Genomic DNA, 26,408 nt, shown 5'->3' on the forward strand with positions numbered 1-26,408 from the left:
TCACGGTGTGCTCATGAGTGCTTGTGCCTGTTCTCTGAGGTACTGCTCGACATTCCCGAGTGCTGTGCAACCCGAGAGGTCTCGAGTGGTACTACGTCCTGCGTGATCACTGCGCCTGCTCTCACAGGTTCGAATGACCCGCCTTCGATGTCTCGAACATCCCGCCCGGCTCGGCGAGCCGGTCGAGTTCCGAGGAATCCAGACTTCCGGACACCCGTAGTGCTCTGCCGAATGCTCGGCGCCGACTCGCCTCAGCCAGACACTTCGGATCGAGGTGCAACCACGCACCGCGCCCTGGGAGCCTTCGCTTCGGATCGGGAGTGAGGAGGAATCCGCCGGATTCGCCCTCCCGCGCCACGACCCTGAGCAGGTCGGCGGCCAGCCCTTTCTGCCTGCATCCGATACACGTCCGCACCGGTTCACCGGCTTGGACACGCGTGGACACCGACAGTTCACGCTGAACCATCGACCACTCTACCGCTGTATTGGCGTGAACTCCGCATTCTGTTTCTAAGCACCCGTCGTTTCGCGACCGACCTGTGACTCGGGGCCCGGGGCGGCATCACTGCGGATGTCGATACGCCACCCGGTCAACCGTGCAGCGAGACGTGCATTTTGCCCCTCCTTGCCGATCGCCAGCGACAGCTGGAAATCGGGGACGACGACCCGTGCCGCCCGCGCGTCGGGATCCACCACAGTGACGGACACCACTTTCGACGGCGACAGGGCGTTGCCGACGAACTTCGCGGGATCCTCGTCGTAATCGATGATGTCGATCTTCTCGCCGGCGAGTTCGCTCATGACGTTGCGCACTCGCTGACCCATCGGGCCGATGCAGGCACCCTTCGCATTCAGACCCTGCACCCGCGAGTGCACCGCGATCTTGGAACGGTGGCCGGCCTCGCGGGCGACGGCGATGATCTCGACCGAGCCGTCGGCGATCTCGGGTACTTCGAGGGCGAACAGCTTCCGGACCAGATTCGGATGGGTCCGCGACAGGGTGATCTGCGGGCCACGCTGCCCCCGCGAGACGCCGACGACGTAGCACTTGATCCGGTCGCCGTGCTCGTAGGTCTCCCCCGGCACCTGCTCGGCCGGCGGGATGAGCCCCTCGGCGCCGTTGGCCTCGCTGCCGATCCGCACGACGACCATGCCGCGCGCGTTCGCCCGGGTGTCGCGCTGGATCACGCCGCCGACGATCTCACCCTCGTGGGTGGCGTACTCGCCGAAGCTGCGCTCGTGCTCGGCGTCGCGCAGGCGCTGGAGGATCACCTGACGGGCCGTGGTCGCGGCGATGCGACCGAAGCCCTCCGGGGTGTCGTCCCACTCCTCGCCGACGCGGTTGCCGTCCGCGTCGACCTCGTGCGCCATGACGCGCACGATGCCGGTCTTGGTGTCCACGTCGATACGCGCGTGGGGCTGATGCCCCTCGGTGTGCCGGTACGCGGTGAGCAGAGCCGTCTCGATCGCCGCGATGATCGTGCCCGCGGAGATTCCCTTGTCCGTCTCGATTGCCCGCAGCGCGGCGATATCGATATTCACTTGTCCGACCCCTCTACTTCTTCTACTTCTTCGTTAGACGCGTCCGCGTCCGCAGGTGCGACACGACCCTCCGGGATTCCACCCGCAAGCTCGATCTCTCTCGCATCGGGTCGCGAGAACTCCACCTGCACAACAGCTTTCCTGACATCTTCCAGTTCCACCCGACGTACCGTCGGACCACCCTTGGCCTTGACGACGACGTCGACACCACCGTCTGTGAGTTGCCCGATCCGGCCGGTCACGGACTCCGTTTCGAGTTCGATCAGCGCCAGGCGGCCCTGGGCGCGCCGCCAGTGCCGCTCCTCGGTGAGCGGCCGGTCGATACCGGGCGACGTCACCTCGAGCGTGTACGGGGACTCACCGAAATCCGAGGCGGCGTCGAACACGTCGGAGATGACGTGGCTGAGCCGGGCGACCTCGTCGAGTTCGAGCCCGGCATCGCTGTCGACCATGACGCGGACCGAGCTGTGCCGGCCGGCAAGCGTGATCGTCACGTCCTCGAGGTCGTAGCCCTCACGCTCGACGGGTTCGGCGAGAAGCTCGACGACCCTCTCCCTCGACGGCACCGGCATCTGGGACGCTCCTCGCTTCAGTTGTGGTCATCGCTGACGTGTGGCGCTTCTCCCTGCGCCGACCACCGTTGTCGTCGTCGCAGGACGGATTGCACCACGAGTGACTGTGGAGCATTCAGGGTATCGCGCTTCCGGTGCGTTCGTGACCATCCGGTCCGACGCCCCCGCCCGACCGTCCGGTCCGATGTGACGGCCCGGCATTTCGCCGCGACCTGCGCGGTACCGACGATCCGGCCGATTCCTGGCACCATGATCGAGTGCGAACGCCCTTCCTCACCCACCCGCTCTCCCGGCGCGCTGCACTGCGCGTCGCGGGCAGCGCCGCGCTCGGGACGACAGCGCTCACGTTGACGACGGGTTGCTCGGATTCCGGGCAAGCCGACACCCCCGCCGAGATCGATGCGCTCACCGCACAGGCCGAACTCGCGCGGCGGGATGCCGCGAACGCGACGACGGCGATTGCGACCAACCCCGATCGGGCCGGGGCCCTCGGCGTGGTGGCTGCCGAGCGGACCGCCCACGCCGACGCGCTGGATGCGGAGATCGCACGCGCCGCCGGCGCCACGGCGTCCGAGACGACGACGCCCTCCCTGCAGGTTCCGGCACCGCCGACGCTCGAACAGTTGCGGGTCGACATCGCCGACGCCCAGCGCGAGGCCGCCCGGATGGCGCGCACCCAGTCCGGCTACCGCGCCGGACTGCTCGGCTCGATCAGCGCGGCCTGCGCCGCACAGCAGGCGGTGTTGCTGCCGTGAGCAAGCAGAGTCCCGGACCCGAACAGCAGTCACTGATCGACGCCCTGCAGGCCGAGTACGCCGCGGTCTTCGCATACGGACTGGTGGCCGCCTTCTCCAACACGACCCGATCCGATCTGGTGTCGGCGAACACCGCCGCCCACCGGGCGCGCCGGGACGCGACCATCGACGCGCTGACGGCCGCCAGCATCGACGCCCCGCAACCACAGGCGGCGTACTCGGTACCGTTCCCGGTGAGCGATCCGATGTCCGCCGCCCAACTGGCCGCGCAGGTCGAGGCCGACACCGCGGTGGCCTGGCGGTCGGTGATCGAACGCAGTCAGTCCGAGCACACCCGCGAGGTGGGCGTCACCGCCCTCACCGAAGCGGCGGTGCGGGCAGCGAACTGGCGGGCGATCCTCGGGACGACACCTCCCACCACCGCGTTCCCCGGTCAGCCCTGACGTCACGTTCTCCGCTGAGCGGGAAAGCCTCTCGCGCATCGCGTCGCAGGACCTAGGTTCTACGACGACAGTCCGCAACCGAGAGGATTCCCCGTGACGGAACGAACGATCGAACAGCGCCTCGACGAACTGGAGCGGATCGAGGCGATCAAGGCACTCAAGCATCGGTACCTGCGGGCGTGCGACGCGAAGGATGCCGAAACGTTCCGGGCATGCTTCATCGATCGTGGCGCCCAGATCGACTACGGCCCGCTCGGAAAGTTCGACGATGCGGACCCGATCGCCGAGGTGTTCCGCACCATCGCCCTGCAGAAGGTGGACGGCAAGAACGTCATCCTCGACATGCATCACGCGTTCCACCCCTCCATCACGCTGCTCGGTGACGAACTCGCCTCCGGGCAGTGGACGCTCGCGTTCCGTCAGGTGAACCTGATCGACAACACCGAGACCGTCCGCTCCATCGAGTACGTCGACGAGTACGTCATCGAGAACGGCGAATGGAAGATGTCGAAGTGTCAGTCGATCACGCTGTGGTCGATGACGCGTCCGCTCGGTGAGGGCACGGTCGTCACCGAGGGGTGATCGCCTGCGACGTCGGCGGCGGCGGGGGTGCTTCGGGGCATCAACGCCGCCGCGATCACCGCGACGGCCACGAACCCGGCTCCGACGTACAGCGCGGGGGCGAGCGCGTCCGTGTACCCGGTCGGCGTGAGGCTGCCGCCGGCGCCGAGGAATACAGCCGTCAGGACCGCGATACCGAGCGCGACACCGATCTCGCGCAGCGTGGCGTTGATCGAACTCGCGGTGCCCTGGTCGGATTCCGTCATGTCGGCGAGGACCGCGGTCGCGTTCGGCGCGAACGTCAATCCCATGCCGACACCGGCCATCGCGAAGGCCGGAACCAGGCTCGTGTAGGCCACACCGGGCTCGATGAGTTGCGCCATCCACACCAGCGACAGCCCCTGCAACATCAGTCCGGTCACGAGCAGCGCCCGCAGCCCGACACGGGGCGCCAGCAGGCCCGCGATCGGCGCGACGATCATCGGCGCCGCCGTCCACGGCAGTGTCCGCAGACCCGCCGCGAACGGGCTGTACCCCGCGACGATCTGCAGGTACTGCGACAGCAGGAACACTGCGCCCATCATTCCCAGCGTGAAGGTCAGCGCGATGACGTTCGCGATCGAGAACTGCCGCGACCGGAACAGCCGCAGCGGCACCACCGGAAACGTCGTCCGCGATTCCCTGATCAGGAACAGCGCCAGCAGCACCGCGGCGGCGATCAGCGCGCCGAGCACCGAGAGGCTGGTCCAGCCGTCGTCGTTGCCGTGCACGATCCCCCACACCGCGAGAAACACCGCGCCGCCCGCGAAGACGACTCCGGCCGGATCCAGCGGCTGTCGGCGCCCGCGAGATTCGGCGAGCGCGTACAGCGCCAGTGGCGCGGCCACCAACGCGACCGGCACGTTGATCCAGAACACCGCCTGCCACGACACCCCGTCGACGACGGCACCGCCGACGACGGGGCCGAGCGCGACACCGAGCCCGGACACCCCACCCCAGATACCGATCGCGAGCGCACGCTTGGCGAGCGGCACGGCGCCGGCGAGCAGGGTCAGCGAGAGCGGCATGATCGCCGCGGCGCCGACCCCCTGGACGGCCCTGGCCGCAATCAGCATCTCGGGCGTGGTCGACAGCGCCGAGGCAATGGACGCTGCGGTGAACACTGCTATGCCCCAAAGAAACACACGCCGACGACCGAGTCGGTCACCGAGCGTCGACAGCGACAACATCAGCGTTGCGAACGCGAGCGTGTAGGCGTTCATGAACCACTGCAACTGCCCCACCGAGGCATCGAGATCGTCCCGGATGACGGGCAGCGCGCTGGTCATCACCAGGTTGTCGAGCGTCGCCATGAACATCGGGATCGAGGCTGCGACGATCGCCAGCCAGACGGGAACGACGCGACCGGGCGGCGATCCGGTGGATACGTGCGCGGAGTGTGGATCGAGTTGATCGGAGATGGTCGTCATGTCGGCTCCTGAGGCCTGAAGGACGGAAACCCTGCTGTAAGCATCGAATGATTACTTACGCCGCCCGACGTTAGTAATCGAGTGATAACCTGTCAAGCATGGCGACCGCAGAGAAGTCGGGAAAACAGACGCGCATGAGCGCCGAGGCCCGTCGCGAGCTCGTCCTCGCAGCGGCCACCAGGGCATTCGCACGCGGCGGCTTCCACGGAACCAGCACCGACGCCGTCGCCCGGGAGGCCGGGGTGTCCCAGCCGTACGTGGTGCGCATGTTCGGCAGCAAGGCGAACCTGTTCCGCGACGTGTTCGCCCACGCGATCGGCCGGATCATGGACGCGTTCGAACCCGCGCTCGACCAGGTCGCCGAGGATCCGAACGACGAGGAGCGGTGGGCCCGGATGGGTGCCGCCTACACCGAACTACTTGCCGACCGAGACCTGCTGCTGGTGATGATGCACGGCTTCGCGGCCGGATCGACGCCGGAGATCGGCGCGCAGGCACGAGACTGGATGTCGAAGATCTACACCCGGATCCGCACGCGCACCGGGTGCACGCCCGAACAGGCGCGCACCTTCATCGCCAACGGCATGCTGCTCAACACCCTCCTGGCGATGGAGGCGCCCCAGCACGCCGACCGCGACCCCGCGCTCGGCGAACTGTCGGTCTGTGCATTCGGGAACAGCCTCGACGCCGCAGCTGCCGCCGTCGACAGCCAGGACTGACCGGGACCGCGCCGGACACGGATTCCGAACAGCCGACGAGGACCAACCGGCTCACGTCCGGGACATTGCGAAGCGACTCGGGAAACGCGATGCGGCTGGTTCGCCTGCATCGATCGCGCTGCGGACCGGCGCGGGACGCCTACCAGATCGCCACCGGGCGCGACGACAGAATCCCTGAATCAGGGGCCCCGAGTAGGGGATTCGATATGTGGACGGGGTGGCAGGACAATTCCCCTAGCACTCCCCTAATCGCCCCCTAACCTGTCGCCGATCCCTCACGTCGGCGGCGGTGCGCACGGTCCACTGACTCCTGACACCGACCGGTGTCGACCTGGATCGAGTGACACACAGGAGCACACATGTCCATCTCGGCGATCTTCTCGGCCCTGCTGTCCGCGATGTTCGGAGGCAATATCGGATTCGGATCGGACGGCGGCTCGGCCGGCTCCGAGGGTGGGGCCGCCGGCGGCGGTGCCGGCGGCGCAGGCGGCGGGTTCAACTTCGGTTCCTGACGCACGACCCGGGTCCGCCCGAACCACTGGAGGCCCCACCGGCACGGTGGGGCCTCCAGATGGTAGTCGGCGTCGCGCGCCCGAGCCCCGCACACTGTCAGGCGGGCTCGATCACCGCCTGCCCCTTCGGGGTCCGGAACGATGCCGAGGTCGCCACATCGGCATTCGGATTCAGCTTGTCGACGGCACGGAAACTGAACCGCGCCTCGCCGGAGTCGACGTCGAGCACACCGTAGCCGTGACCGACCATGTCGACGTGCTTGACATGCGGGTTGTGATTGCGCCGGTTGACCTCCTCGGCCCGCGCGGCATCGACCGGGTCGCCTCCGCTGCTGCCGATGCTGTATCCGCCGTCCCCGGTGTTCGCGGACGTCACCGACGGGACCACGAACTCGACGCCGGCTCGATGGGCGCCCGGCGCGTTGACCTGTTCACCGCTCGACGTGCCCGGAGCGAAGCCGGTGTCCCACAACTCGCCCGCCCACCCGTCGTGGTCGTCGCCGGTGACGAGAACCATGTTCTCGACCGCGTTGGCCGCGGTGGACAGGATCTCGGAGCGCTCGGCACCGTATCCGTCCCAGGTGTCCATGTAGGCGCGGGTGCCGTTGTCCGCCACGGCCATGCCCATCATCATGTTCGCGTTCGCGACCACCTTCCACGTCGCATCCGAGCCGGTCATGCCGTCGAGCAGCCACTGCTTCTGCGGCGCACCCAGCATCGTGCGGCCCGGGATGTCGGCGTCCGCGCAGACGATGTGATCGAGCGAGTCGCCGCACGCCTGACGGTCCCGGTACTGCCGGGTGTCCGGCGCGAACAACTCCACAGTCCGTCCCACCCGCAACGACCGGTAGGTGCGGAGCGGATCGTCGGCGAACCGTGGAACCGGCATGTGCTCGAACCACGCCTGCCACGCCCACTGCTTCTTCTGCTGGAACCCGATCGCGCCCTCGATCGGCGAGATCACCGGGAACGTCCACCCGTCCTTGCTGTAGTTGTTGCGGAACTCGTGGTCGTCCCAGATCGGGAGGAAAGCGTGGCGGCTGTGCATCAGCCGCAGGTCAGCGTCCGACCGGTACCTGCGGTACTTGTCCCGCATGCTGTCGAGTCCCTGCGGGAACACGTTGGCCTCGACACCCCGGACCCCGGGCATGGTGAATTCGTACACGTAGTCGCCGAGGCACACGACGAAGTCCAGATCTTCCTCGGCGAGGTGGCGGTGGGCGGCGTAGTAGCCCTCCTCGAAGCCCTGGCACGTGAACCAGCCGATGCGGACCGGCTCGTTGGAGTCGGCGGGCCGCAACGTCCGGAACCTGCCGACCGGCGACTCACCCCCGCTGCCACGGAACTGGTAGTAGTAGGTCTCTCCGGGTGCGAGCCCGGTCGCATCGAAATGCACCGTGCCGTCGGCATCCTCGCGCACCTGGACCCGTTCGGCCAGGACCGGCGCGGACAAGTCCTCGCGGGTCGACACGATCACCGCCAGTTCGCCCGCGGCGGCACCACCGCTGCCGAGCGCCCCCGAGCCCAGACTGCCACCGACCGACCCCGTACTCACGGAACCCGTGCTGACGGAACCGAGGCTGCCACCCCCGCCCGGCGCACCGACGCGGGTCCACAGCGTCGCGCCGTCGGTGCGCGGCACACCGGCCATGATCCCGTTCCCGAACTCCGGGTTCCGAATCAGTCCGGTCCCCACGTCCGGAGCCTGGCGCAGGACCGGCGTCGCATGGGCCGCAGCGGGGAACACGGCCGCGGCACCGACCACCGACAGCCCGGTGAGGAAACTTCGACGGGAGACGTTCCGGTTCGGAAAGGGCATGGGCCACCTCGCGGTTCGTGTGGAAGGGTGGCACTGACGATAACGTTGTCCGTTTACCTGTGTGGCCGTTTTGCGTAACCCAGGTGAGCACCAGATGTCGTGCCTGTGGGACATCCGCAGACATCGAGGCGATCGGGAACCGGCCGGTCAGAGGAGTGCGCTCGCCGCCCGATCCGCGAGATCGAGCACGGGTTGCGGCACGATGCCCAGGATCACGGTCACGGCCGCGGCCACGATGATCGCCGCACCGGTAGGACCGCTCCACACCACGGACGTGGGCGCGCCCGCCGGAGGATCCGAGAAGAACATCAGCACGATCACCCGCACGTAGAAGAACGCCGCGATCGCACTGCTGACGACGCCGACGATGACGAGTGGGACGGCACCGCCCGACGCCGCGGCCTGGAAGACCGCGAACTTGCTGACGAATCCACTGGTGAGCGGGATTCCTGCGAAGGCCAGCAGGAACAGCGCGAACACCGAACACAACAGCGGCGAGGTCCGGCCCAGCCCGGCCCACCGGGCCAGGTCGGTGACTTCACCCCCGTTCGGGTCACGCACCAGGCTCACCACCGCAAAGGCCCCGAGCGTGCTGAAACCGTAGGCGAGCAGGTAGAACATCGTCGATGAGAGCCCGGCCTCGTTGCCTGCGATCAGACCGGTGAGGATGAACCCTGCGTGCGCGACCGAGGAGTACGCCAGCATCCGTTTGACGTCGGTCTGCGTGACCGCGAGAACCGCGCCGACGAGCATCGTGAGGATCGCGACCGCCCACAGCACCGGGCGCCAGTCCCAGTCCAGTCCGGGCACGGCCACGTAGAAGACCCGCAGCGCTGCACCGAAGGCCGCGATCTTCGTGGCCGAGGCCATGAAAGCGGTGATCGGCGTGGGCGCGCCCTGGTACACGTCCGGGATCCACGAATGGAACGGCACCGCACCGACTTTGAACAGCAGACCCACCGAGAGCAATCCGAGACCGATCTGGGCCAGCGCCTCGTCACCCGACCCCGGCGCCACGGCGTCGGCGATGCCGGACAGTTGGACGGTGCCGGCGTACCCGTACAGCAGGGCGACACCGAAGAGGAAGAACGCCGACGAGAACGCGCCGAGAAGGAAGTACTTGAGGGCTGCTTCCTGCGAGAGCAGTCGCCGCCGCCGGGCCAATCCGCACAGCAGGTACAGCGGCAGCGACAGGACCTCGAGCGCGACGAACATCGTGAGCAGGTCGTCGGCCGCTGGGAACAGCAGCATGCCGCCGACCGCGAACATCGTCAGCGGAAACACCTCGGTCTGCATGACGCCGGCCCGGGTCGCTTCCTTCTCTGCCACACTGCCCGGGACCGCGGACGCACGCGGGGTGAATGCGTCGACCGATCCGCCGACAGTCGCACCACGCCGGTCGGCGGCCCGGTCCGTGCCCCGGTCGGCGATCAGGGCGATCGCGAGCACCGACACCAGCAGGATCGTCCCCTGCAGGAACAGCGTCGGACCGTCGATCGCGACGGACCCCGAGACGGCCACGGCCCGGGTCCCGGACAGCGCGACGACGGCGACGAACGCCGCCACGAGGCCGCCGAGCGCGAGGACGACGTGGGTCGCGTACCGGACTCGCCGCGGCGCGAACGCCTCGACGAGCACCCCCGCGACCGCGACACCGAACACGATCAGCATCGGCGAGAGCAGGCCGTACTCGATGTCGGGGGCGGGCAGAACTCCGTCGGCGAGAGTCACCGGGGACCACCTCCGTCCTGCTCGGCGACGACCGGCGCCGGATCCGGCCGGTCGATCGTGGTCAGCGTGTTCTCGACCGCGGGTGTGATGACGTCGAGGATCGGTTTGGGATAGACCCCGAGGACCACCAGCAGCGCGATCAGCGGCGCGATCACCGCGATCTCGCGGCGTCTCAGGTCGCCGATGCGTTCGTTCCCGTCCCGGACCGGACCGGTCATCATCCGCTGGTACAGCCACAGCACGTACAGGGCCGCGAGGACCAGCGCGATCGTTGCGAGCACCGCCGCCAGCGGATAGCGGGTGTAGGTCCCGATCAGCACGAGGAACTCGCTGATGAACGGGGCCAGCCCCGGCAGCGACAGCGTGGCCAGGCCCGCGATGAGGAACGTGCCGGCCATCAGCGGCGCCACCTTCTGCACGCCGCCGTAGTCCGCGATGGCCCGGGTCCCGCGCCGCGAGACCAGGAATCCGGCGACCAGCATCAGTGCGGCGGTGGAGATTCCGTGGTTGACCATGTAGAGAGTCGAGCCGCTCTGCCCCTGACTGGTCATCGCGAACACCCCCAGCACGATGAATCCGAAATGGGAGATCGAGGTGTACGCGATCAGGCGCATGACGTCGGTCTGACCGATCGCCAGCAGCGCGCCGTACACGATGCCGATCACAGCCAGGGTCACGACGAGCGGCGCGAAATACTGTGCGGCGTCGGGGAACAACTGCAGGCCGTAGCGCAGCATCGCGAACGTACCCACCTTGTCGACCACGGCCATCATCAGGACCGCGCTGACCGGCGTGGCCTCGACTGCCGCGTCCGGGAGCCAGCTGTGCAGCGGCCACAGCGGCGCCTTCACCGCGAACGCGAACATGAATCCGAGGAACAGCGCGTTGGCGACCGGCGCGTCGATCGGCAGCGCGCCCGAGGCGACGGCGTCGACGACGGCCCGGAAGTCGAACGTCCCCGTCTCGAACGGGCTGTCCGACCCCGCCGTGACCACGTACAGGCCGATCACCGCGGCCAGCATGATCAGGCCGCCGAACAGGTTGTACAGCAGGAACTTCACCGCGGCCCGGGACCTGCCGACGCCGGCCTGCCCGAATCCGCCGATGAGGAAGTACATCGGGATCAGCATGGCCTCGAAGAAGACATAGAACAGCAGGATGTCGAGGGACAGGAACGACATCAGCACCATCGCCTCGACGACGAGGATCAGCGCGACGTACGTGTGCGTGGCACGCGGGCGCGAGTCGTCCGGCGCCACGTCGCGCCATCCTGCCAGCAGCAGCAAGGGCACGAGGACTGCGGTCAGCAGCACCAGCACCAATGCGATGCCGTCGAGTCCCAGCTCGTACCGGGTCCCGAAGGCCGGTATCCACGAATGCGATTCGACGAACTGGTACTGCGTACCGGCCGGGTCGAAGCGGACCGCGAGAACCGCGGCCACCAGCAAGGTCAGCAGCGCCGTCGCCACCGCGATCCACTTCGCGAGGGTCCGATCCCGGGCGGGCGTCACCAACGCGGCGGCGGCACCCACCAACGGCAGGACCCACAGCACCGTCAGCCAGGGAATGTCGCTCATCCCACCCTCCCGACCAGTGCGGCGGCGACCACGACGGCCGCGCCGACGAACATGTACAGGGCGTAGGAGCGGACGAAGCCGGTCTGCAGTCGCCGAAGCCCCACCGAGGCGGCCCCGAGCAGGGCCGCGATTCCGCCGACCGCGCCGTCGATGCCCTTGTCCTCGACCGTCGTCAACGCCCGCACCAACCGCTGTCCGGGACGCATGAACGCGGCCTCGTCGACGGCATCACCGTAGAGGTCGTTGCGTGCCGCGACGGTGAGCACCGATACCTCGTCCGGGGCCGTGGTGGGCACCGGCCGGGTCGCGTACTGCCGCCACGCGAAAGCGACGCCGGCGAGGACCACCGCCAGCGTGACGACCGTGATCGCCCACACCGGGACGGCGAGTTCGGCATGCTCTGCGGCCGCACCGAACTCGGTCCAGACCGGTTCGAGCCAGTGCTCGAGCGTGCCGCCGATCGCGAGCAACCCGCCGGCGGCCACGGAGCCGACCGCGATCACCACCATCGGCACGGTCATCACCGCGGGCGACTCGTGCGGATGGACCGTGCCTTCCGGTCGCTCCGCAGGCGTCGCTCCTGCCGCCCAGCGCCGCTCGCCGAAGAACGTCATCAGCATCACCCGCGTCATGTAGAACGCGGTCAGCCCTGCGCCGAGCAGCGCGACGGTGCCGAGGGCGACGCCACCGGCACCACCCGACCCGAACGCGGCCTCGATGATCTTGTCCTTGGAGAAGAAACCTGAGAACGGGGGTATCCCGATGATTGCGAGGTATCCGAAACCGAAGGTGGCAAACGTGATCGGCATCAGCGTCCGCAGTCCACCGTAACGGCGCATGTCGGTCTCGTCGTTCATCCCGTGCATCACCGACCCGGCGCCGAGGAACAGTCCGGCCTTGAAGAACCCGTGGGCGAGCAGCAGCATGATCGCGAACGCGTAGCCCGCCGGGCCGAGCCCGGCGGCCATCACCATGTAGCCGATCTGACTCATCGTCGACGCGGCGAGCGCCTTCTTGATGTCGTCCTTGGCGCAGCCGATGATCGCGCCGAACAGCAGGGTGACCGCGCCGACCAGCACGACCGCCAACTGCGCGCCGGGCGACGCCTCGAAGATCGGCCCGGATCGCACGATCAGGTAGACGCCCGCAGTGACCATCGTCGCCGCGTGGATCAGCGCCGACACCGGCGTCGGGCCCTCCATGGCGTCGCCGAGCCACGACTGCAGCGGTACCTGCGCCGACTTGCCGCACGCGGCGAGCACAAGGACGAGACCGAGCGCGGTGGTCACTCCGCCGCTGGTGTCACCGACCCCGCCGAGGACATCGGCGAACGACACCGAACCGAACGTCGCGAACATGATCATCAGTCCGACCATCAGGCCCATGTCGCCGACGCGGTTGACGACGAACGCCTTCTTCGCCGCGGTAGCGGACGTCGGTTTGAACTGCCAGAACCCGATGAGCAGGTAGGACGCGAGACCCACGCCCTCCCAGCCGACGTACAGGCCGAGATAGTTGTCCGCGAGCACCAGCAGCAGCATCGCGGCGAGGAACAGGTTGAGGTACGCGAAGAACCTCCGGCGACCGGGATCGGTCTTCATGTAGCCGACCGAGTAGATGTGAATGAGCGATCCGACGCCGGTGATCAGCAGTACGAAGCACATCGACAGCTGGTCGAGCCGGAGCCCGAAGTCCACCTGCAGCCCGGCCACCGGCAGCCACGTGAACAGATCCTGCTGCGCGACGCGGTCGGACGCGTCCCGGCCGATCAGGTCGACGAACAGCGCCGCGGCGATCACGAAGGACGCGAGGGCGGCGGCACACCCGAGGAGGTGGCCCCAGCGGTCGCTGCGCCGACCGACGAGCAGCAGGGCGGCGGCACCGAACAACGGAAACGCCGGCAGGAGCCAGATGAGCGATTGAATTCCCGTCCCCCCGTTCACGTCAGTACTTCAGCAGGTCGGCGTCGTCGACCGAAGCCGAACGACGGGTGCGGAAGATGGTCATGATGATCGCGAGTCCGATGACGACCTCGGCCGCGGCGACCACCATCGTGAAGAACGCGAACACCTGGCCGTCGAGGTTGCCGTGCATCCGGGCGAAGGTCACGAAGGCCAGGTTGGCGGCGTTGAGCATCAGCTCGATGCACATGAACACGACGATCGCGTTGCGCCGCAGCAGCACTCCCGCCGCGCCGATCGTGAAGAGCAACGCCGCCAGGTACAGGTAGTTCTCCGGGTTCATCGCTCCCCCTCCGTGTCGGACGGCTCGGTGGCCGGCGCGACATCGCGCGGGGTGAGCAATCTGCTGACGGACTCACGAGCGTAAGTGCCGTCGGGCAAGCGCGCCGGCATGTCGACGGCGTTGTGCCGCGCGTAGACGCCGGGGCTCGGCAGCGGAGTGACACGGGCCGCGGCGCCGAGCTCGTCCGCACCCCACTCGCGGAACCGCTGCCGGGACATCTCCCGCTGGCCGAGCCGTCGCTCGAAGCGTTCGCGATGAGCCAGCACCATCGCGCCGATCGTCGCGGTGATCAGCAGTGCACCGGTGAGCTCGAAGACCCACACGTACCGGATGAACACGATCTCGGCCAGGCCCTCGACGTTGCCGCCGGCGTTCGCCTGATCCAGGCCGACGAATCCGACCCGGGTCCCGTCCGCGCCGAGCGATCCGACGGTCGCGTTCCCGAGCCCGCCGATCAGCAGCAGCCCGAACCCGACACCGGCCACCACCGCTGCAATTCGCTGCCCGCGAAGCGTTTCCACGAGCGAGTCGGACGAGTCCACGCCGATGAGCATCACCACGAACAGGAACAGCATCATCACAGCGCCGGTGTAGACCACCACCTGCACGACGCCGAGGAACAGCGCGCCCTGCGCGATGTAGAAGACCGCGAGGATGATCATCGTCATCGCCAGGAAGACCGCCGAGTACACCGCCTTGGGCGCGCACACCACGCCGAGCGCGCCGATGACCGCGATGGTGCCGAGGATCCAGAACTGCACGCCCTCCCCGGAGGATGTGCGCGTGAAGGTCTCCGCGGCCAGCAACACCGTCGAGTGCAGGCTCGCGGTGTCCACTAGCCCACCTCCCCGGGTCGCGTCCCGGGATCGGTCACCGTGCCGGTCACTTTTCCGCGGTAGTAGTCCTCGTCGGTGGCGCCCGGCGCCATCGGGTGCGGCGGAGCCTCCATGCCCGGCTGCAGCGGTGCGAGAAGCCGGTCCTTCTCGTAGATCAGGTCGGCGCGGTTGTCGTCGACCATCTCGTACTCGTTGGTCATCGTGAGCGCTCGGGTGGGACACGCCTCGACGCACAGCCCGCAGCCGATGCAGCGCAGGTAGTTGATCTGGTAGACGCGGCCGTACCGCTCCCCCGGCGAGTACTGCTCCTCGGCGGTGTTGTCGGCGCCCTCGACGTAGATGGCGTCGGCCGGGCACGCCCACGCGCACAACTCGCAGCCGATGCACTTCTCGAGGCCGTCCGGATGACGGTTGAGTTGGTGTCGGCCGTGGTAGCGCTCGGCCGTCGGCGTCTTGACCTCGGGATAGAACTCGGTCACGGGTTTCTTGAACATCGTCGAGAAGGTCACGCCGAAACCCGCGACGGAGTCGAAGAAGTCAGGCATCGAGATCCTCCTTTCCGGAGTGTCCGGACCGCACGAGAGCGGGCTCGGACCGGACGGCCTGGCCCGGCAGCGGCGGAACCGGGAATCCGCCGGCCATCGGGTCGAAGGGTGCCGGCGCCGACGGCACCGATGCGCCGGGAACCGGCGGCCCGGGCCGCAACTTGCGGTACAGCAGCGCCACCAGGAGCAGTCCCACGACCGTGCCGCCGACGAGAAGGACGATCGACCGCGTCTCGTAGCCCTCGATGCGCAGTGCGCGCACCGTGGCGACCACCATGACCCACACGAGGGACACCGGGATGAGCACCTTCCAGCCCAGGTTCATGAACTGGTCGTACCGCAGCCGCGGCAGGGTGCCGCGCAGCCAGACGAACACGAACAGGAAGCCCCAGACCTTCACGACGAACCACAGCAGCGGCCACCACCCGGAGTTGGCGCCGTCCCACATGCTCAGCGGCCACGGTGCGTGCCAGCCGCCGAGGAACAGCGTCGCCGCCAGAGCCGACACCGTCACCATGTTCACGTACTCGGCGAGCATGAACATCGCGAACCGCAGCGACGAGTACTCCGTGTGGAATCCGCCGACCAGTTCGCCCTCTGCCTCCGGCAGGTCGAACGGCGCCCGGTTGGTCTCGCCGACCATCGACGTGACGTAGATGAGGAACGACGGCAGCAGCAGGAAGACATACCAGTGGCCGCTCTGCGCGGCAACGATTCCCGACGTCGACATCGTGCCCGCGTCGAGGAACACCGCAGCGAACGACAGCGCCATCGCAACCTCGTACGAGATCACCTGCGCCGTGGAACGCAGGCCGCCCAGCAGCGGATAGGTAGAGCCGGACGCCCACCCCGCCAGGACGATTCCGTACACGCCGACGGACGTGACGGCGAGGACGTAGAGCACGGCCACCGGGAGATCGGTGAGCTGCAACGGCGTCCGGGTTCCGAGGATCGAGACCTCGGGACCGAACGGGATCACCGCGAACGCCATGAACGCCGGCACGGTGGCGATGATCGGCGCCAGCAGGTAGACGGGCTTGTCGACGCCCGCGGGGACGATGCCCTCCTTGAGCGCCAGCTTGATGCCGTCGGCGAGGCTCTGCAGGATGCCGCGGGGGCCCACCCGGTCGGGGCCGACCCGCATCTGCATCCACGCCAGCACCTTGCGTTCGGCGTAGATCGCGATCAGCACGGTGAGCACCAGGAACACGAAGATGCCCAACGCTTTCGCGACGACCAGCCACCACGGGTCGCGGCCGAACATCGACAGATCCGTGTAGGCGAGGGTGCTGGTCGGGTCGATCGGCGTGGTCATCGCAGCGCCTCCCCGCGCGCCGGGTTCACCGCTGCTCCGCCGGGCTGGTCGCGGCGGAGACGCACGACGTCGCCGGGCACCCGTCCGAGCTGTCGATACACCGCCGAACCGGGCGAGTTCAGCGGCAGCCACACCACGCGGTACGGCAGGTCGGTGATCTCGAGCGGCAGCGTGACGGTTCCGCGATCGCTCTCGACGGTCACCGGATCACCGTCCCGGGCACCGATCTCGTCGGCGCAGTCGGCCGACAATCGCAGCACGGGTGCGCGGGCCGTGCCCGCGAGGTACGGTTCGCCGTCCTGCATCCGTCCGGCGTCGAGGAGCATCCGCCAGCCCGCGAGCACGGCCTCGCCCGGACCCGGTTCCCGTGCCCCGCTCGGCGCCGCACCGACCGCGGCGGGACGGGCGCCGTCCCACGCACCGAGGCGTCCGAGTTCCGCATCCGCGGACGCGACATCGCGCAGACCGAGACGGGCGCCCATCTCGGTGGCGAGGGCATCGAGCACCCGCCCGTCGGGCACGGCGCCGGTGGTGTGCAGCGCTGCACCGAACGGTCGCGCACGCCCCTCCCAGTCGAGGAAGGTGCCGCCCTTCTCCGCGACGGGCGCCACCGGGAACACCACGTCGGCACAGTCGGTGACCGCGCTGCGGCGTAATTCGAGACTGACGACGAATCCGGCGTTCTCGATCGCCGACAGTGCGAGCCGCGGATCCGGCAGATCGTCGAGTTCGACACCACCGATCAGCAACCCACCGAGGTCACCCGACGCGGCGGCGGCAAGCATGGCAGCGGTGTCGCGACCGGTCGCGGCCGGGAGGTCGGCTACACCCCATGCGGCGGCAACCTGGCGTCGGGCCTCGGCGTCGACGACCGGTCGTCCGCCGGGCAGCAGGTTCGGCAGCGCACCGGCCTCGAGCGCGCCGCGCTCACCGGCCCGCCGCGGCACCCACCCCACGCGCGCCCCCGTGTCGTCGGCGAGGCGGGCCAGCGCGGCCAGCGCGCCCGGGATCACGGCGGCGCGCTCCCCGACCAGGATCACCGCACCGGAACAACGCAGGAACTCCGAACCACTCAACTCGTCGAGAATCGCAGGCTCGTCCCCGGGGGCCGCGCGCAGCAGCCTGCCGGACAACTTCCCGAGGCCCCGGCTCGCGAAGGGCGCGATCGCGAGCACCACGGTCTTTTTGGTGCGCACGGCCTTTCGCAGGCGGAGGAAGACGATCGGCGACTCCTCCTCCGGTTCGAACGCGACCAACAGGACGGCCGGCGCCCGATCGAGATCGTCGTACGTGACCGCCGCCGGATCCACACCCAGCCCGCGCCCGGCAACGCGGGCGGCGAGGAAGTCGGCCTCCTCGACCGAGTGCGCGCGGGCACGGAAGTCGATATCGTTGGTGCCCAGCGCGATCCGCGCGAACTTCGAGTAGGCGTACGCGTCTTCGTATGTGGCCCGCCCGCCGGCCAACACCCCGACACCGCCCTCGACCGCTCGCAATCCCCGCGCGGCGACCGCCAGCGCCTCCGACCACGATGCGGGGACCAGGTCGCCGGGTGCGCTGCGAATCATCGGGGTCTCGAGCCGATCGGGCTCTGTTGCGTACGTGAACGCCCAGCGGCCCTTGTCGCAGTTCCACTCCTCGTTGACCTGCGGGTCGTCACCGGCGAGCCGGCGCAGCACGGTACCCCGGCGGTGATCGGTGCGCTGCGCGCATCCGCTCGCGCAGTGCTCGCACACACTGGGGCTCGACACCAGGTCGAACGGCCGGGCCCGGAACCGGTACGCCGCCCCGGTGAGGGCACCGACCGGGCAGATCTGGACGGTGTTGCCGGAAAAGTACGAGTCGAACGGCTCGTCCTCCCCGATCCCCACCTGCTGCAACGCGCCACGTTCGAGAAGTTCGATCATCGGGTCGCCCGCGACCTGCCGCGAGAACCGTGTACACCGGGCGCACAGCACACATCGCTCGCGATCCAGCAGGACCTCGGTCGACAGCGGAATCGGTTTGGGGAACGTGCGTTTGACGCCACCGAAACGGGACTCGGCCCGCCCGCTCGACATCGCCTGGTTCTGCAGCGGGCACTCACCGCCCTTGTCACACACCGGGCAGTCCAGTGGATGGTTGATGAGCAGCAGTTCCATCACGCCCTTCTGCGCCTTGTCGGCGACCTCGGACGTGACCTGGGTCCGGACGACCATGCCGTCCGTCGCGACGGTGGTACACGACGCGAGCGGTTTGCGCTGCCCCTCCACGTCGACGAGACACTGACGGCAGGCGCCCACCGGTTCCAGCAACGGATGATCGCAGAACCGGGGGATCTGGATCCCGATCCCCTCGGCCGCCCGGATCACCAGCGTCCCCTTCGGGACCGTGACCTCGACTCCGTCGATCGTGAAGGTCACCCGGTCCGACGGCACCGGCTGACCCGAGGCGTCGACGTTGACGTTGACGGTCATGGCCTCCCCCTTTCCGGTCCCGCGGCAACCCGGGAGACGAGAGCCGCCGCGTCCGGGTCGAACGGGCAACCGTGGTGCTCGAGGTGAGCGATGTACTCGTCACGGAAGTACTTCAGCGAGGACATGATCGGGCTCGCCGCGCCGTCACCGAGTGCGCAGAACGACTTGCCGAGGATGGTGTCCGAGATGTCGAGCAGTGTCGACAGGTCTTCCTCGGTACCGTCGCCGCGCTCGAGGCGTTCGAGGATCTGCACCAGCCAGTACGTGCCCTCCCGGCACGGGGTGCACTTGCCACACGACTCGTGCGCATAGAACTGCGTCCAGCGCAGGACCACCCGGACCACGCAGGTGGTCTCGTCGAAGATCTGCAGCGCCTTGGTGCCCAGCATGGATCCTGCTGCGGCGACGCCCTCGTAGTCGAGCGGCACGTCGAGGTGCTCGTCGGTGAAGATCGGCGTCGACGATCCGCCCGGGGTCCAGAACTTGAGTCGGTGCCCGGCCCGGACGCCGCCCGCGTGGTCGAGCAACTGCCGCAACGTGATTCCCAGCGGCGCCTCGTACTGGCCCGGCCGGGTCACGTGGCCGGACAGGGAGTAGAGGGTGAAGCCGGGTGAGGCCTCGCTGCCCATGCTGCGGAACCACTCCGGTCCGCGGAGGATGATCGGCGGCACGCTCGCGATGGATTCGACATTGTTGACCACCGTCGGGCACGCGTACAGACCGGCGACCGCCGGGAACGGCGGTCGCAGTCGAGGCTGGCCACGACGCCCCTCCAGCGAATCGAGCAGCGCGGTCTCCTCGCCGCAGATGTACGCGCCGGCGCCGGCGTGGACGACGATGTCGAGGTCGTACCCGGATCCGAGGATGTCGCGGCCGAGGTATCCCGCGTCGTACGCCTCGGCCACCGCCGCCTGGAGTCGGCGCAGCACCGGTACCACCTCCCCGCGCAGATAGATGAAGGCGCGCGCGGCGCGAATCGCGTACGCCGCGATGATCACCCCCTCGATCAGCGCGTGCGGAGTGGCGAGCATCAACGGAATGTCCTTGCAGGTGCCCGGTTCCGACTCGTCCGCGTTGACGACCAGGTAGTGCGGCTTGGCGGTGCCGTCCGTGGCCGGGTCCTGCGGGATGAACGACCACTTCATCCCGGTCGGGAATCCGGCCCCGCCGCGGCCACGCAACCCGGCGTCCTTGACCGTCTGGATCACCTCGTCCGGGTTCGCGCCGAGCGCCTTGCGCAGTGCGGTGTATCCGTCGTGACGGTGGTAGGTGTCGAGGGTCCACGACATGGCGTCGTCCCAGTGCCGGCTCAGCACGGGCGTCAGGGCGCCGGCGCCGCCCCGCCCCGGACGCTCCTGCAGTTCGCGGCTGACACGCAGTCCGGCCAGGGTCGCGTCGCCGGCCCCACCGCCCGCCTCGAGCGCCCCGGGCCGCCGGTCCGGGAACCCGGCGAGCACTCGGGCCGTGTCGCGGAAGGAGCACAGCGGCGCACCGCGACTCGGAGTGACGACCTCTCCCGATCGGAGGGTGTCGACGATCCCGGTGGCCGATGCCGGCGTCTGGTTGTCGAAGAACTCCCAGTTCACCATCATCACCGGCGCGAAGTCGCACGCCGCGTTGCACTCGATGTGTTCGAGAGTCACCGATCCGTCCGCGGTGGTCTCGCCGTCGCCGATCCCGAGGTGGTCCCGGAGGGCGGCGTGGATCGCGTCACCACCCATCACCGCGCACAGGCTGTTGGTGCACACCCCGACGTGGTACGTGCCGGTGGGGCTGCGCCGGTACATCGAGTAGAACGTGGCGACGGCGGTGACCTCGGCCGTGGTGAGGCCGAGTTGACGCGCGCAGAAGTCGATTCCCGCCGGGGAGACGTAGCCGTCCTCGGACTGCACCAGGTGCAGCAGCGGCAGCAGCGCCGAACGGCCGGGGCCGTCGGGCCCACGTCGGTCCTCCGCCGCGACGTCGCAGGTCTCGTAGCGAGCGACGATCTCCTCGGCATCGGACGCCAGGCGTGCGTGCACGTCGGGCGGATAACTCGGACGGTCACCGGGACGGCCCAACTCGACGAACACCGGGCCCGGACCCTCGGCTTCTCGCGCTCCGGTCATCGGTCCACTCCCCCCATGACGGGATCGATGCTGGCGACGGACGCGATCACGTCGGCAACCATGCCTCCCTCGCACATCGCCGAGACTGCCTGGAGATTGGTGAACGACGGATCCCGGTAGTGCACCCGGAAAGGCCGGGTTCCGCCGTCGCTGACCATGTGCACGCCCAGCTCACCGCGCGGTGACTCCACCGCGATGTACACCTGACCGGGCGGCACCCGGAATCCCTCGGTGACCAGCTTGAAGTGGTGGATCAGTTCCTCCATCGAGGTGCCCATGATCTTCCGGATGTGTTCGAGCGAGTTCCCGAGGCCGTCGGCGCCGACGGCCAGGTCGGCGGGCCAGGCGATCTTCTTGTCCGCCACCATGACCGGTCCCGGACGCAGGCGGTCGAGGCACTGTTCGACGATCTTCAGCGACTCCGCCATCTCGCGTAGACGGACGAGATAGCGGCCGTAGCAGTCGGATCCGGACTCGGTGACGACGTCGAACTCGTAGGTCTCGTAGCCGCAGTACGGGTCAGACCGGCGCACGTCCAGGGGCAGACCGGTGGCCCGCAGAACGGGTCCGGTCACCCCGAGCGCCATGCAGCCGGTCAGGTCGAGGTAGCCGATCCCCTTCGTCCGTGCCTTCCAGATCGGGTTCTCGCTCAGCAGGTCCTCGATGTCCTTCAGCCGGCGCGGCATGAGGTCGAGCAGCTCGCGCACTTTCGGCACCGCGCCGTCGGGCAGATCCTGGGACAGCCCGCCGGGGCGGATGTACGCGTGGTTCATGCGCAGTCCGGTGATCATCTCGAACACGTCCAGGACCAGTTCGCGTTCACGGAAACCGAACAGCATCGGGGTGATCGCGCCCAGCTCCATGCCGCCCGTCGCGAGTGCGACCAGGTGCGACGAGATCCGGTTGAGTTCCATCAGCAGGACGCGGACGACGGTGGCGCGGTCGGGGATCTGGTCGGTGATGTCGAGAAGCTTCTCGACGCCGAGGCAATACGCGACCTCGTTGAAGAACGGGGACAGATAGTCCATCCGGGTGACGAACGTGACGCCCTGTGTCCAGTTGCGGTACTCGAGGTTCTTCTCGATCCCGGTGTGCAGGTAGCCGACCCCACAGCGGGTCTCGGTGACCGTCTCCCCCTCGATCTCCAGGATCAGCCGCAGCACCCCGTGCGTGGACGGGTGCTGCGGACCCATGTTCACGACGATGCGTTCGGCCCCGGCATCCCGGGCACTGTGCGCAGCGTCCACCAACTCGTCCCAGTCCTGCCCGCCGACGGTGAACTCCGCGTCGTCGTTGCCGTTCCGGTCGAGGGGATCGAGAGGGTTGTTCACTGGTAGGCCCTCCGTTCGTCCGGTGGCGGGATCGTCGCCCCCTTGTACTCGACGGGGATCCCGCCGAGGGGGTAGTCCTTGCGCTGCGGGTGTCCCACCCAGTCGTCGGGCATCTCGATCCTGGTGAGCGACGGGTGGCCGTCGAAGATCAGGCCGAAGAAGTCGTACGTCTCCCGCTCGTGCCAGTCCGTCGTGGGGTACACCCGGTACAGCGACGGGACGTGCGGGTCGGCATCCGGCACCGCCACCTCCAGCCGCATCCGGCGGCCGTGGGTGATCGACATCAGCGGGTACACCGCGTGCAGCTCCCGCCCGGAATCCTGCGGGTAGTGCACGCCACTGACTCCCAGGCACAGCTCGAACCGCAGCTCGGGGTCGTCGCGCAGCAGTCGCGCGACCGTCGGCAGACGCTCGCGTCGCACGTGCAGGGTCAGTTCGCCGCGGAAGACGACCACCCGCTCGACGGCGTCGTCGAACAGCATCCCGGTGCGGTCGAGCGCGGCCGCGAGGGTGTCGACGACATCGTCGAAACAGCCACCGTAGGGACGAGAGGTGCTGCCCGGCAATGTGACCGGCCGAACGAGTCGGCCGTAGCCGGAGGTGTCGCCGGTGCCACCGACGCCGAACATGCCCTGCCGCAGCCCGATCATCTCGCCGCCCGCGACCGACTCGGGAGGCACCGTGCCCTCCGGACCGGCCGTGGCCTCGGGATCGGGTCCCCCGAGAGCACCCGGGCCACCGTCACGCTGGTTCGTCATCGCAACACCGTCCCGGCTCCGCGTCCCGGCAGGCCGAGGTCGATCGTGGGCCTGGCGGCCAGCGCCGCTTCCTCCGCCGCGCGCACGGCCTGTTCGCGATTGACCCCGAGCGGCATCTCCTGGATCTTGGCGTGCAGCGTCAGGATCGCGTTGAGCAGCATCTCGGGGCGGGGCGGGCAGCCCGGCAGGTAGATGTCGACCGGAACCACGTGGTCGACGCCCTGCACGATCGCATAGTTGTTGAACATCCCGCCCGACGACGCGCACACCCCCATCGCGAGCACCCACTTGGGCTCGACCATCTGGTCGTAGACCTGGCGCAGCACCGGGGCCATCTTCTGACTCACCCGGCCGGCGACGATCATGAGATCTGCCTGGCGCGGGGATGCCCGGAACGCCTCCATCCCGAATCGGGCGAGGTCGAACCGGCCGGAGGTGGTGGCCATCATCTCGATCGCGCAGCAGGCGAGACCGAAGGTGGCGGGCCACAACGAGCCCTTGCGCGCGTAGCCGGCAACCGTCTCGACCGTGCTCAGCACGAATCCACTCGGCAGCTTCTCCTCGAGACCCATACCCGGTTCACCTCCGCTCGGCAGTCACCCGAAACACGCCTAGTCCCAGCTCAATCCCCCACGCCGCCACTCGTACACGTAGGCCACCGCAACGTTGAACACGAACACGGCCATCACGGCCAGACCGAACACACCGAGCGCGTCGAAGTGGACGGCCCACGGGTAGAGGAACACGATCTCGATGTCGAAGATGATGAACAGCATCGCCGTCAGGTAGTACTTCACCGGGACCCGCTGCCCGGCCAGGCCCCGCCCTGCTTCGGCGGGGGTGGGCTCGATCCCGCACTCGTACGGCTCGAGCTTCGCGCGGTTGAGCCGCCTGGGCCCCACGACCGACGCGACGATCACGGAGAAGACCGCGAACGCGGCGGCAATCGCCCCGAGCACGAGAATCGGCACGTATACGTTCACGTCGCCTCAGCTCCTCTCGTCGCGAGACCGACCGTCCGTGCCCGATGCCGGACGGTCGCACCCAGACCACGAGCGGCGGGTAGCCACGAGAGACGCACAATCACGCAATCAGGAGAATCCACCCGCAGAATGTGATCTACGCCTCAGCCTACCGGGACAGGCGCCACCCTTGGCTTCGGTTTTACCCGCGAGTCTTCCGATGGCGCCGCGATATCGAGCCGGCACCGGTTACGTCACGGACGCCGCAACAGCGGAACGACGGCCTCTGCCAGGCGGAAGGGGTCGATCGGGTGCGGCACCGCGGCCTCCGCCCGCGACCAGTCCGCGAGCCACGCATCGTCGGCGCGTCCGGTGAGCACCACCACCGGCGGGCACACGTCGAGCTCATCCTTGAGCTGCTTGGCGATTCCCATGCCACCCGCCGGCGCCGCCTCACCGTCGAGAATCGCCAGATCGATCCCGCCCGCGTCCATCGTGCGGACCACCACCGGCGCCGTCGCGACCTCCACGTACTCGAGCTCTGGCAGGTCGGGATGCGGGCGCCGACCGAGGGCGCGCATCACCTGCTGACGAGTCGAGGCATCACTGCTGTAGACGAGGACACGCAGCGGATCGGAGGCACCGGAACGGACGGTCGGATTGGCCACGGATCCGATGCTACGACCGGCCGGCGCCCCGCACCGGGAGGCGAGTCCGATCGGGAAGGAACCGTCGGACCGCCATCACCATCCGGGGACGGCGACGGGGGTGTACCGGAACTGACCCGACGCGGACCGGAACGCCCCGAGCGCCCGGTCGATGTGCGACGCGGACGTGACGAGGACGGCGCCGTCCGCGCCGGCCCCGGAGAGGACTCCGGTGGTGTTGCGAGCGTTCTCGACCGTCGAGTACGAAGCGTTCTCGAGGATGATGCTGGCCGGATTGACGCCCCTCAGCACGAGACCGGCGAACATCGCCTGCGATTCGCTGTAGGGCAGCGGCTGCGTCGGCCCGCCCGAGACGATCACCTTGTTCTGCGGGTGGAGGCGCGCGATCGCGGCCGCGGTGTCCAGCCGAGCGTTGAGCACGGCGGGCAGCAGACCGTCGGCGTCGAGACGGGCACCGAGCACCACGATGTACCGGGAGGCGGGATCGCCGGTGAGGTACGCGTGGGCCGCGGTGTACTGGGCCAACGACGAAACGGTGTCGGAGACACCGGATGCGGCCGTGTACTGCAGGGTGTCGATTCCCTGATCGATGAGTCCCGGGATGTTCAGCACGGCGGCGTTGGCCGGCGCAGTTGCGAGGAACGGGAGCACGGCCAGGCCGGCCGCGGCAATGGTGGTTCTCAGCTTGTGCATTCGCCTGCGTCTCTCGAGGTTCGACGGTCAGATGGTCGCGCGCGTCACACCCTACGTGGACGACGCCGAACCGTCAGCGCAAGCGGAAATCGCGGGCCGGTTTCACTTCACCACCAGCGCAAGAGCGAAACCGTCCCACCCTTTCGAGCCGACAGTCTGCAGCGCGGTGGCATCGAGGCGCGGCTCGGCCGCCAGCATTTCGAGGACCTCGCGACTGGCGCGGACGGCCTCGTCGTCGAGATCGGGGTTGGACACCGATCCGCCGCGCACCACATTGTCGACGACGATCACCGTGCCGGGCCGCGACAACCGCAGGGCCCACCGCACGTAGTTGGAATTGTTCACCTTGTCGGCGTCGATGAACACCAGGTCGAAGGGAGCGATGCCGTCGGCCTCGACACCCGGCAGCACGTCCAGCGCCGCACCGACCCGGATGTCGACCCGGTCGCCGACACCGGCCCGGTCCACGTTGTCCCGGGCGACCGTGGCATGGCGAGGTTCGAACTCGAGTGTGACGACCCGCCCCGACCCCCCGACCGCGCGGGCGAGCCAGATGGTGCTGTACCCACCGAGGGTGCCGATCTCGAGCACACGCGACGCACCGACCATGCGCGCCAGCAGGTTCAGCAGCTTGCCCTGCGCCGGCGACACGTCGATCGGCGGCAGTCCCGCCGCGGCGTTGGCCGCGAGGGCGCGTTCGAGTGCGTCGTCCGCACCCAGAACGGTCTCGACCAGATAGTGGTCGACCTCGACCCACCGATTCGCGTCACCCATGCTGTCCGTCATACCGAC

The 26,408-nt window shown here is 68.6% G+C and carries 26 protein-coding genes; 5 read left to right on the plus strand and 21 right to left on the minus strand.

Features of this window, described 5'->3' with window-relative positions:
- Window positions 1–121 precede the first annotated feature (121 nt).
- The 3 genes from AC1RIF_RS06945 to rimP are packed head-to-tail and all read right to left on the minus strand — an operon-like array spanning window position 122 to window position 2,114.
- The gene (locus tag AC1RIF_RS06945) at window positions 122–466 is read right to left on the minus strand and encodes a YlxR family protein (protein WP_492600620.1); all 345 of its coding nucleotides are present in this window, start codon (window positions 464–466) and stop codon (window positions 122–124) included.
- Window positions 467–510: 44 nt separating this feature from the next.
- Window positions 511–1,542, minus strand: a complete 1,032-nt coding sequence (gene nusA / locus AC1RIF_RS06950; RefSeq protein ID WP_492600621.1) for a transcription termination factor NusA — start codon at window positions 1,540–1,542, stop codon at window positions 511–513.
- Window positions 1,539–2,114, minus strand: a complete 576-nt coding sequence (rimP, locus tag AC1RIF_RS06955; protein WP_492600622.1) for a ribosome maturation factor RimP — start codon at window positions 2,112–2,114, stop codon at window positions 1,539–1,541. Before rimP ends, nusA begins: the two co-directional genes overlap by 4 nt.
- A 257-nt stretch (window positions 2,115–2,371) precedes the next feature.
- On the opposite strand from rimP, the gene AC1RIF_RS06960 reads away from it, so the two are divergent.
- The 3 genes from AC1RIF_RS06960 to AC1RIF_RS06970 all read left to right on the plus strand — a co-directional run bounded on the left by AC1RIF_RS06960 (window position 2,372) and on the right by AC1RIF_RS06970 (window position 3,894).
- Window positions 2,372–2,869 (plus strand): hypothetical protein, encoded by a 498-nt coding sequence (locus tag AC1RIF_RS06960; protein ID WP_492600623.1) that lies wholly within the window; start codon window positions 2,372–2,374, stop codon window positions 2,867–2,869.
- Complete coding sequence (locus tag AC1RIF_RS06965; protein WP_492600624.1) at window positions 2,866–3,312, plus strand: ferritin-like domain-containing protein; 447 nt, start codon at window positions 2,866–2,868, stop codon at window positions 3,310–3,312. The genes AC1RIF_RS06960 and AC1RIF_RS06965 overlap by 4 nt, the downstream gene beginning before the upstream one ends.
- A gap of 93 nt (window positions 3,313–3,405) precedes the next feature.
- Window positions 3,406–3,894, plus strand: a complete 489-nt coding sequence (locus tag AC1RIF_RS06970; RefSeq protein WP_492600625.1) for a nuclear transport factor 2 family protein — start codon at window positions 3,406–3,408, stop codon at window positions 3,892–3,894.
- Here AC1RIF_RS06970 and AC1RIF_RS06975 read toward each other — a convergent pair.
- Window positions 3,828–5,342, minus strand: a complete 1,515-nt coding sequence (locus AC1RIF_RS06975) for an MFS transporter (protein ID WP_492600626.1) — start codon at window positions 5,340–5,342, stop codon at window positions 3,828–3,830. The genes AC1RIF_RS06970 and AC1RIF_RS06975 overlap by 67 nt on opposite strands.
- 98 nt (window positions 5,343–5,440) lie before the next feature.
- Here AC1RIF_RS06975 and AC1RIF_RS06980 point away from each other — a divergent pair, with 98 nt between their 5' ends.
- Together AC1RIF_RS06980 and AC1RIF_RS06985 are read left to right on the plus strand one after the other, a co-directional pair.
- Window positions 5,441–6,061: a TetR/AcrR family transcriptional regulator gene (locus AC1RIF_RS06980; RefSeq protein ID WP_492600627.1), complete on the plus strand. Its 621-nt coding sequence runs from the start codon at window positions 5,441–5,443 to the stop codon at window positions 6,059–6,061.
- Window positions 6,062–6,420: 359 nt separating this feature from the next.
- Window positions 6,421–6,573, plus strand: a complete 153-nt coding sequence (locus AC1RIF_RS06985) for a hypothetical protein (protein ID WP_492600628.1) — start codon at window positions 6,421–6,423, stop codon at window positions 6,571–6,573.
- Window positions 6,574–6,670: 97 nt separating this feature from the next.
- On the opposite strand, the gene AC1RIF_RS06990 is transcribed toward AC1RIF_RS06985, so the two are convergent.
- From AC1RIF_RS06990 to AC1RIF_RS07070, 17 genes are all read right to left on the minus strand, one after another.
- Entirely contained in the window at window positions 6,671–8,392 is a 1,722-nt protein-coding gene (locus AC1RIF_RS06990) for an alkaline phosphatase D family protein (RefSeq protein WP_492600629.1), read from the minus strand.
- 147 nt (window positions 8,393–8,539) lie between these two features.
- On the minus strand, window positions 8,540–10,123 hold the full coding sequence (nuoN, locus tag AC1RIF_RS06995; protein ID WP_492600630.1) for an NADH-quinone oxidoreductase subunit NuoN: 1,584 nt from the start codon (window positions 10,121–10,123) through the stop codon (window positions 8,540–8,542).
- The gene (locus AC1RIF_RS07000; protein WP_492600631.1) at window positions 10,120–11,700 is read right to left on the minus strand and encodes an NADH-quinone oxidoreductase subunit M; all 1,581 of its coding nucleotides are present in this window, start codon (window positions 11,698–11,700) and stop codon (window positions 10,120–10,122) included. Before AC1RIF_RS07000 ends, nuoN begins: the two co-directional genes overlap by 4 nt.
- Window positions 11,697–13,643 (minus strand): NADH-quinone oxidoreductase subunit L, encoded by a 1,947-nt coding sequence (nuoL, locus tag AC1RIF_RS07005; protein WP_492600632.1) that lies wholly within the window; start codon window positions 13,641–13,643, stop codon window positions 11,697–11,699. Before nuoL ends, AC1RIF_RS07000 begins: the two co-directional genes overlap by 4 nt.
- Before the next feature lies 1 nt (window position 13,644).
- The gene (gene nuoK / locus AC1RIF_RS07010; RefSeq protein ID WP_107985339.1) at window positions 13,645–13,944 is read right to left on the minus strand and encodes an NADH-quinone oxidoreductase subunit NuoK; all 300 of its coding nucleotides are present in this window, start codon (window positions 13,942–13,944) and stop codon (window positions 13,645–13,647) included.
- Window positions 13,941–14,780 carry an NADH-quinone oxidoreductase subunit J gene (locus AC1RIF_RS07015; protein ID WP_492600633.1) on the minus strand — a complete coding sequence of 280 codons (840 nt, stop codon included), beginning with the start codon at window positions 14,778–14,780 and terminating at the stop codon, window positions 13,941–13,943. Before AC1RIF_RS07015 ends, nuoK begins: the two co-directional genes overlap by 4 nt.
- Window positions 14,780–15,325 carry an NADH-quinone oxidoreductase subunit NuoI gene (gene nuoI / locus AC1RIF_RS07020; protein ID WP_492600634.1) on the minus strand — a complete coding sequence of 182 codons (546 nt, stop codon included), beginning with the start codon at window positions 15,323–15,325 and terminating at the stop codon, window positions 14,780–14,782. The genes AC1RIF_RS07015 and nuoI overlap by 1 nt, the downstream gene beginning before the upstream one ends.
- Window positions 15,318–16,640: an NADH-quinone oxidoreductase subunit NuoH gene (gene nuoH / locus AC1RIF_RS07025; protein ID WP_492600635.1), complete on the minus strand. Its 1,323-nt coding sequence runs from the start codon at window positions 16,638–16,640 to the stop codon at window positions 15,318–15,320. Before nuoH ends, nuoI begins: the two co-directional genes overlap by 8 nt.
- Entirely contained in the window at window positions 16,637–19,096 is a 2,460-nt protein-coding gene (locus AC1RIF_RS07030) for an NADH-quinone oxidoreductase subunit G (protein WP_492600636.1), read from the minus strand. Before AC1RIF_RS07030 ends, nuoH begins: the two co-directional genes overlap by 4 nt.
- Window positions 19,093–21,204, minus strand: coding sequence for an NADH-quinone oxidoreductase subunit NuoF (gene nuoF / locus AC1RIF_RS07035; protein ID WP_492600637.1), 2,112 nt, complete (start codon window positions 21,202–21,204; stop codon window positions 19,093–19,095). The genes AC1RIF_RS07030 and nuoF overlap by 4 nt, the downstream gene beginning before the upstream one ends.
- Window positions 21,201–22,535, minus strand: a complete 1,335-nt coding sequence (nuoD, locus tag AC1RIF_RS07040; RefSeq protein ID WP_492600638.1) for an NADH dehydrogenase (quinone) subunit D — start codon at window positions 22,533–22,535, stop codon at window positions 21,201–21,203. Before nuoD ends, nuoF begins: the two co-directional genes overlap by 4 nt.
- Window positions 22,532–23,185: an NADH-quinone oxidoreductase subunit C gene (locus tag AC1RIF_RS07045; protein ID WP_492600799.1), complete on the minus strand. Its 654-nt coding sequence runs from the start codon at window positions 23,183–23,185 to the stop codon at window positions 22,532–22,534. The genes nuoD and AC1RIF_RS07045 overlap by 4 nt, the downstream gene beginning before the upstream one ends.
- A 104-nt stretch (window positions 23,186–23,289) precedes the next feature.
- Window positions 23,290–23,865, minus strand: a complete 576-nt coding sequence (locus tag AC1RIF_RS07050) for a NuoB/complex I 20 kDa subunit family protein (RefSeq protein WP_492600639.1) — start codon at window positions 23,863–23,865, stop codon at window positions 23,290–23,292.
- 39 nt (window positions 23,866–23,904) lie between these two features.
- Complete coding sequence (locus AC1RIF_RS07055; RefSeq protein WP_492600640.1) at window positions 23,905–24,276, minus strand: NADH-quinone oxidoreductase subunit A; 372 nt, start codon at window positions 24,274–24,276, stop codon at window positions 23,905–23,907.
- A 233-nt stretch (window positions 24,277–24,509) separates the two neighbouring features.
- The gene (locus tag AC1RIF_RS07060; RefSeq protein WP_492600641.1) at window positions 24,510–24,923 is read right to left on the minus strand and encodes an Rv3143 family two-component system response regulator; all 414 of its coding nucleotides are present in this window, start codon (window positions 24,921–24,923) and stop codon (window positions 24,510–24,512) included.
- Between the two features lie 75 nt (window positions 24,924–24,998).
- Window positions 24,999–25,616, minus strand: coding sequence for a YdcF family protein (locus AC1RIF_RS07065; RefSeq protein ID WP_492600642.1), 618 nt, complete (start codon window positions 25,614–25,616; stop codon window positions 24,999–25,001).
- A gap of 102 nt (window positions 25,617–25,718) precedes the next feature.
- A complete protein-coding gene (locus tag AC1RIF_RS07070; protein ID WP_492600643.1) occupies window positions 25,719–26,402 on the minus strand; it encodes an O-methyltransferase in 684 nt (227 codons plus the stop codon).
- Between the last annotated feature and the right edge of the window lie 6 nt (window positions 26,403–26,408).

Source organism: Prescottella sp. GW823-FHT02E09, from assembly GCF_058797375.1.

Bases quoted from the DNA above. Each gene is read 5' to 3' on its own strand.
- AC1RIF_RS06985 (WP_492600628.1), top strand. From the start codon at position 6,421: ATGTCCATCTCGGCGATCTTCTCGGCCCTGCTGTCCGCGATGTTCGGA.
- nuoI (WP_492600634.1), bottom strand. From the start codon at position 15,325: ATGCCTGACTTCTTCGACTCCGTCGCGGGTTTCGGCGTGACCTTCTCG.
- AC1RIF_RS07030 (WP_492600636.1), bottom strand. From the start codon at position 19,096: ATGACCGTCAACGTCAACGTCGACGCCTCGGGTCAGCCGGTGCCGTCG.
- AC1RIF_RS07065 (WP_492600642.1), bottom strand. From the start codon at position 25,616: ATGCACAAGCTGAGAACCACCATTGCCGCGGCCGGCCTGGCCGTGCTC.
- nuoH (WP_492600635.1), bottom strand. From the start codon at position 16,640: ATGACCACGCCGATCGACCCGACCAGCACCCTCGCCTACACGGATCTG.
- AC1RIF_RS06975 (WP_492600626.1), bottom strand. From the start codon at position 5,342: ATGACGACCATCTCCGATCAACTCGATCCACACTCCGCGCACGTATCC.
- rimP (WP_492600622.1), bottom strand. From the start codon at position 2,114: ATGCCGGTGCCGTCGAGGGAGAGGGTCGTCGAGCTTCTCGCCGAACCC.
- AC1RIF_RS06980 (WP_492600627.1), top strand. From the start codon at position 5,441: ATGGCGACCGCAGAGAAGTCGGGAAAACAGACGCGCATGAGCGCCGAG.
- AC1RIF_RS07050 (WP_492600639.1), bottom strand. From the start codon at position 23,865: ATGGGTCTCGAGGAGAAGCTGCCGAGTGGATTCGTGCTGAGCACGGTC.
- AC1RIF_RS06990 (WP_492600629.1), bottom strand. From the start codon at position 8,392: ATGCCCTTTCCGAACCGGAACGTCTCCCGTCGAAGTTTCCTCACCGGG.
- AC1RIF_RS07045 (WP_492600799.1), bottom strand. From the start codon at position 23,185: ATGATCGGGCTGCGGCAGGGCATGTTCGGCGTCGGTGGCACCGGCGAC.
- nuoF (WP_492600637.1), bottom strand. From the start codon at position 21,204: ATGACCGGAGCGCGAGAAGCCGAGGGTCCGGGCCCGGTGTTCGTCGAG.
- nuoK (WP_107985339.1), bottom strand. From the start codon at position 13,944: ATGAACCCGGAGAACTACCTGTACCTGGCGGCGTTGCTCTTCACGATC.
- AC1RIF_RS07070 (WP_492600643.1), bottom strand. From the start codon at position 26,402: ATGACGGACAGCATGGGTGACGCGAATCGGTGGGTCGAGGTCGACCAC.
- AC1RIF_RS06945 (WP_492600620.1), bottom strand. From the start codon at position 466: ATGGTTCAGCGTGAACTGTCGGTGTCCACGCGTGTCCAAGCCGGTGAA.
- AC1RIF_RS07000 (WP_492600631.1), bottom strand. From the start codon at position 11,700: ATGAGCGACATTCCCTGGCTGACGGTGCTGTGGGTCCTGCCGTTGGTG.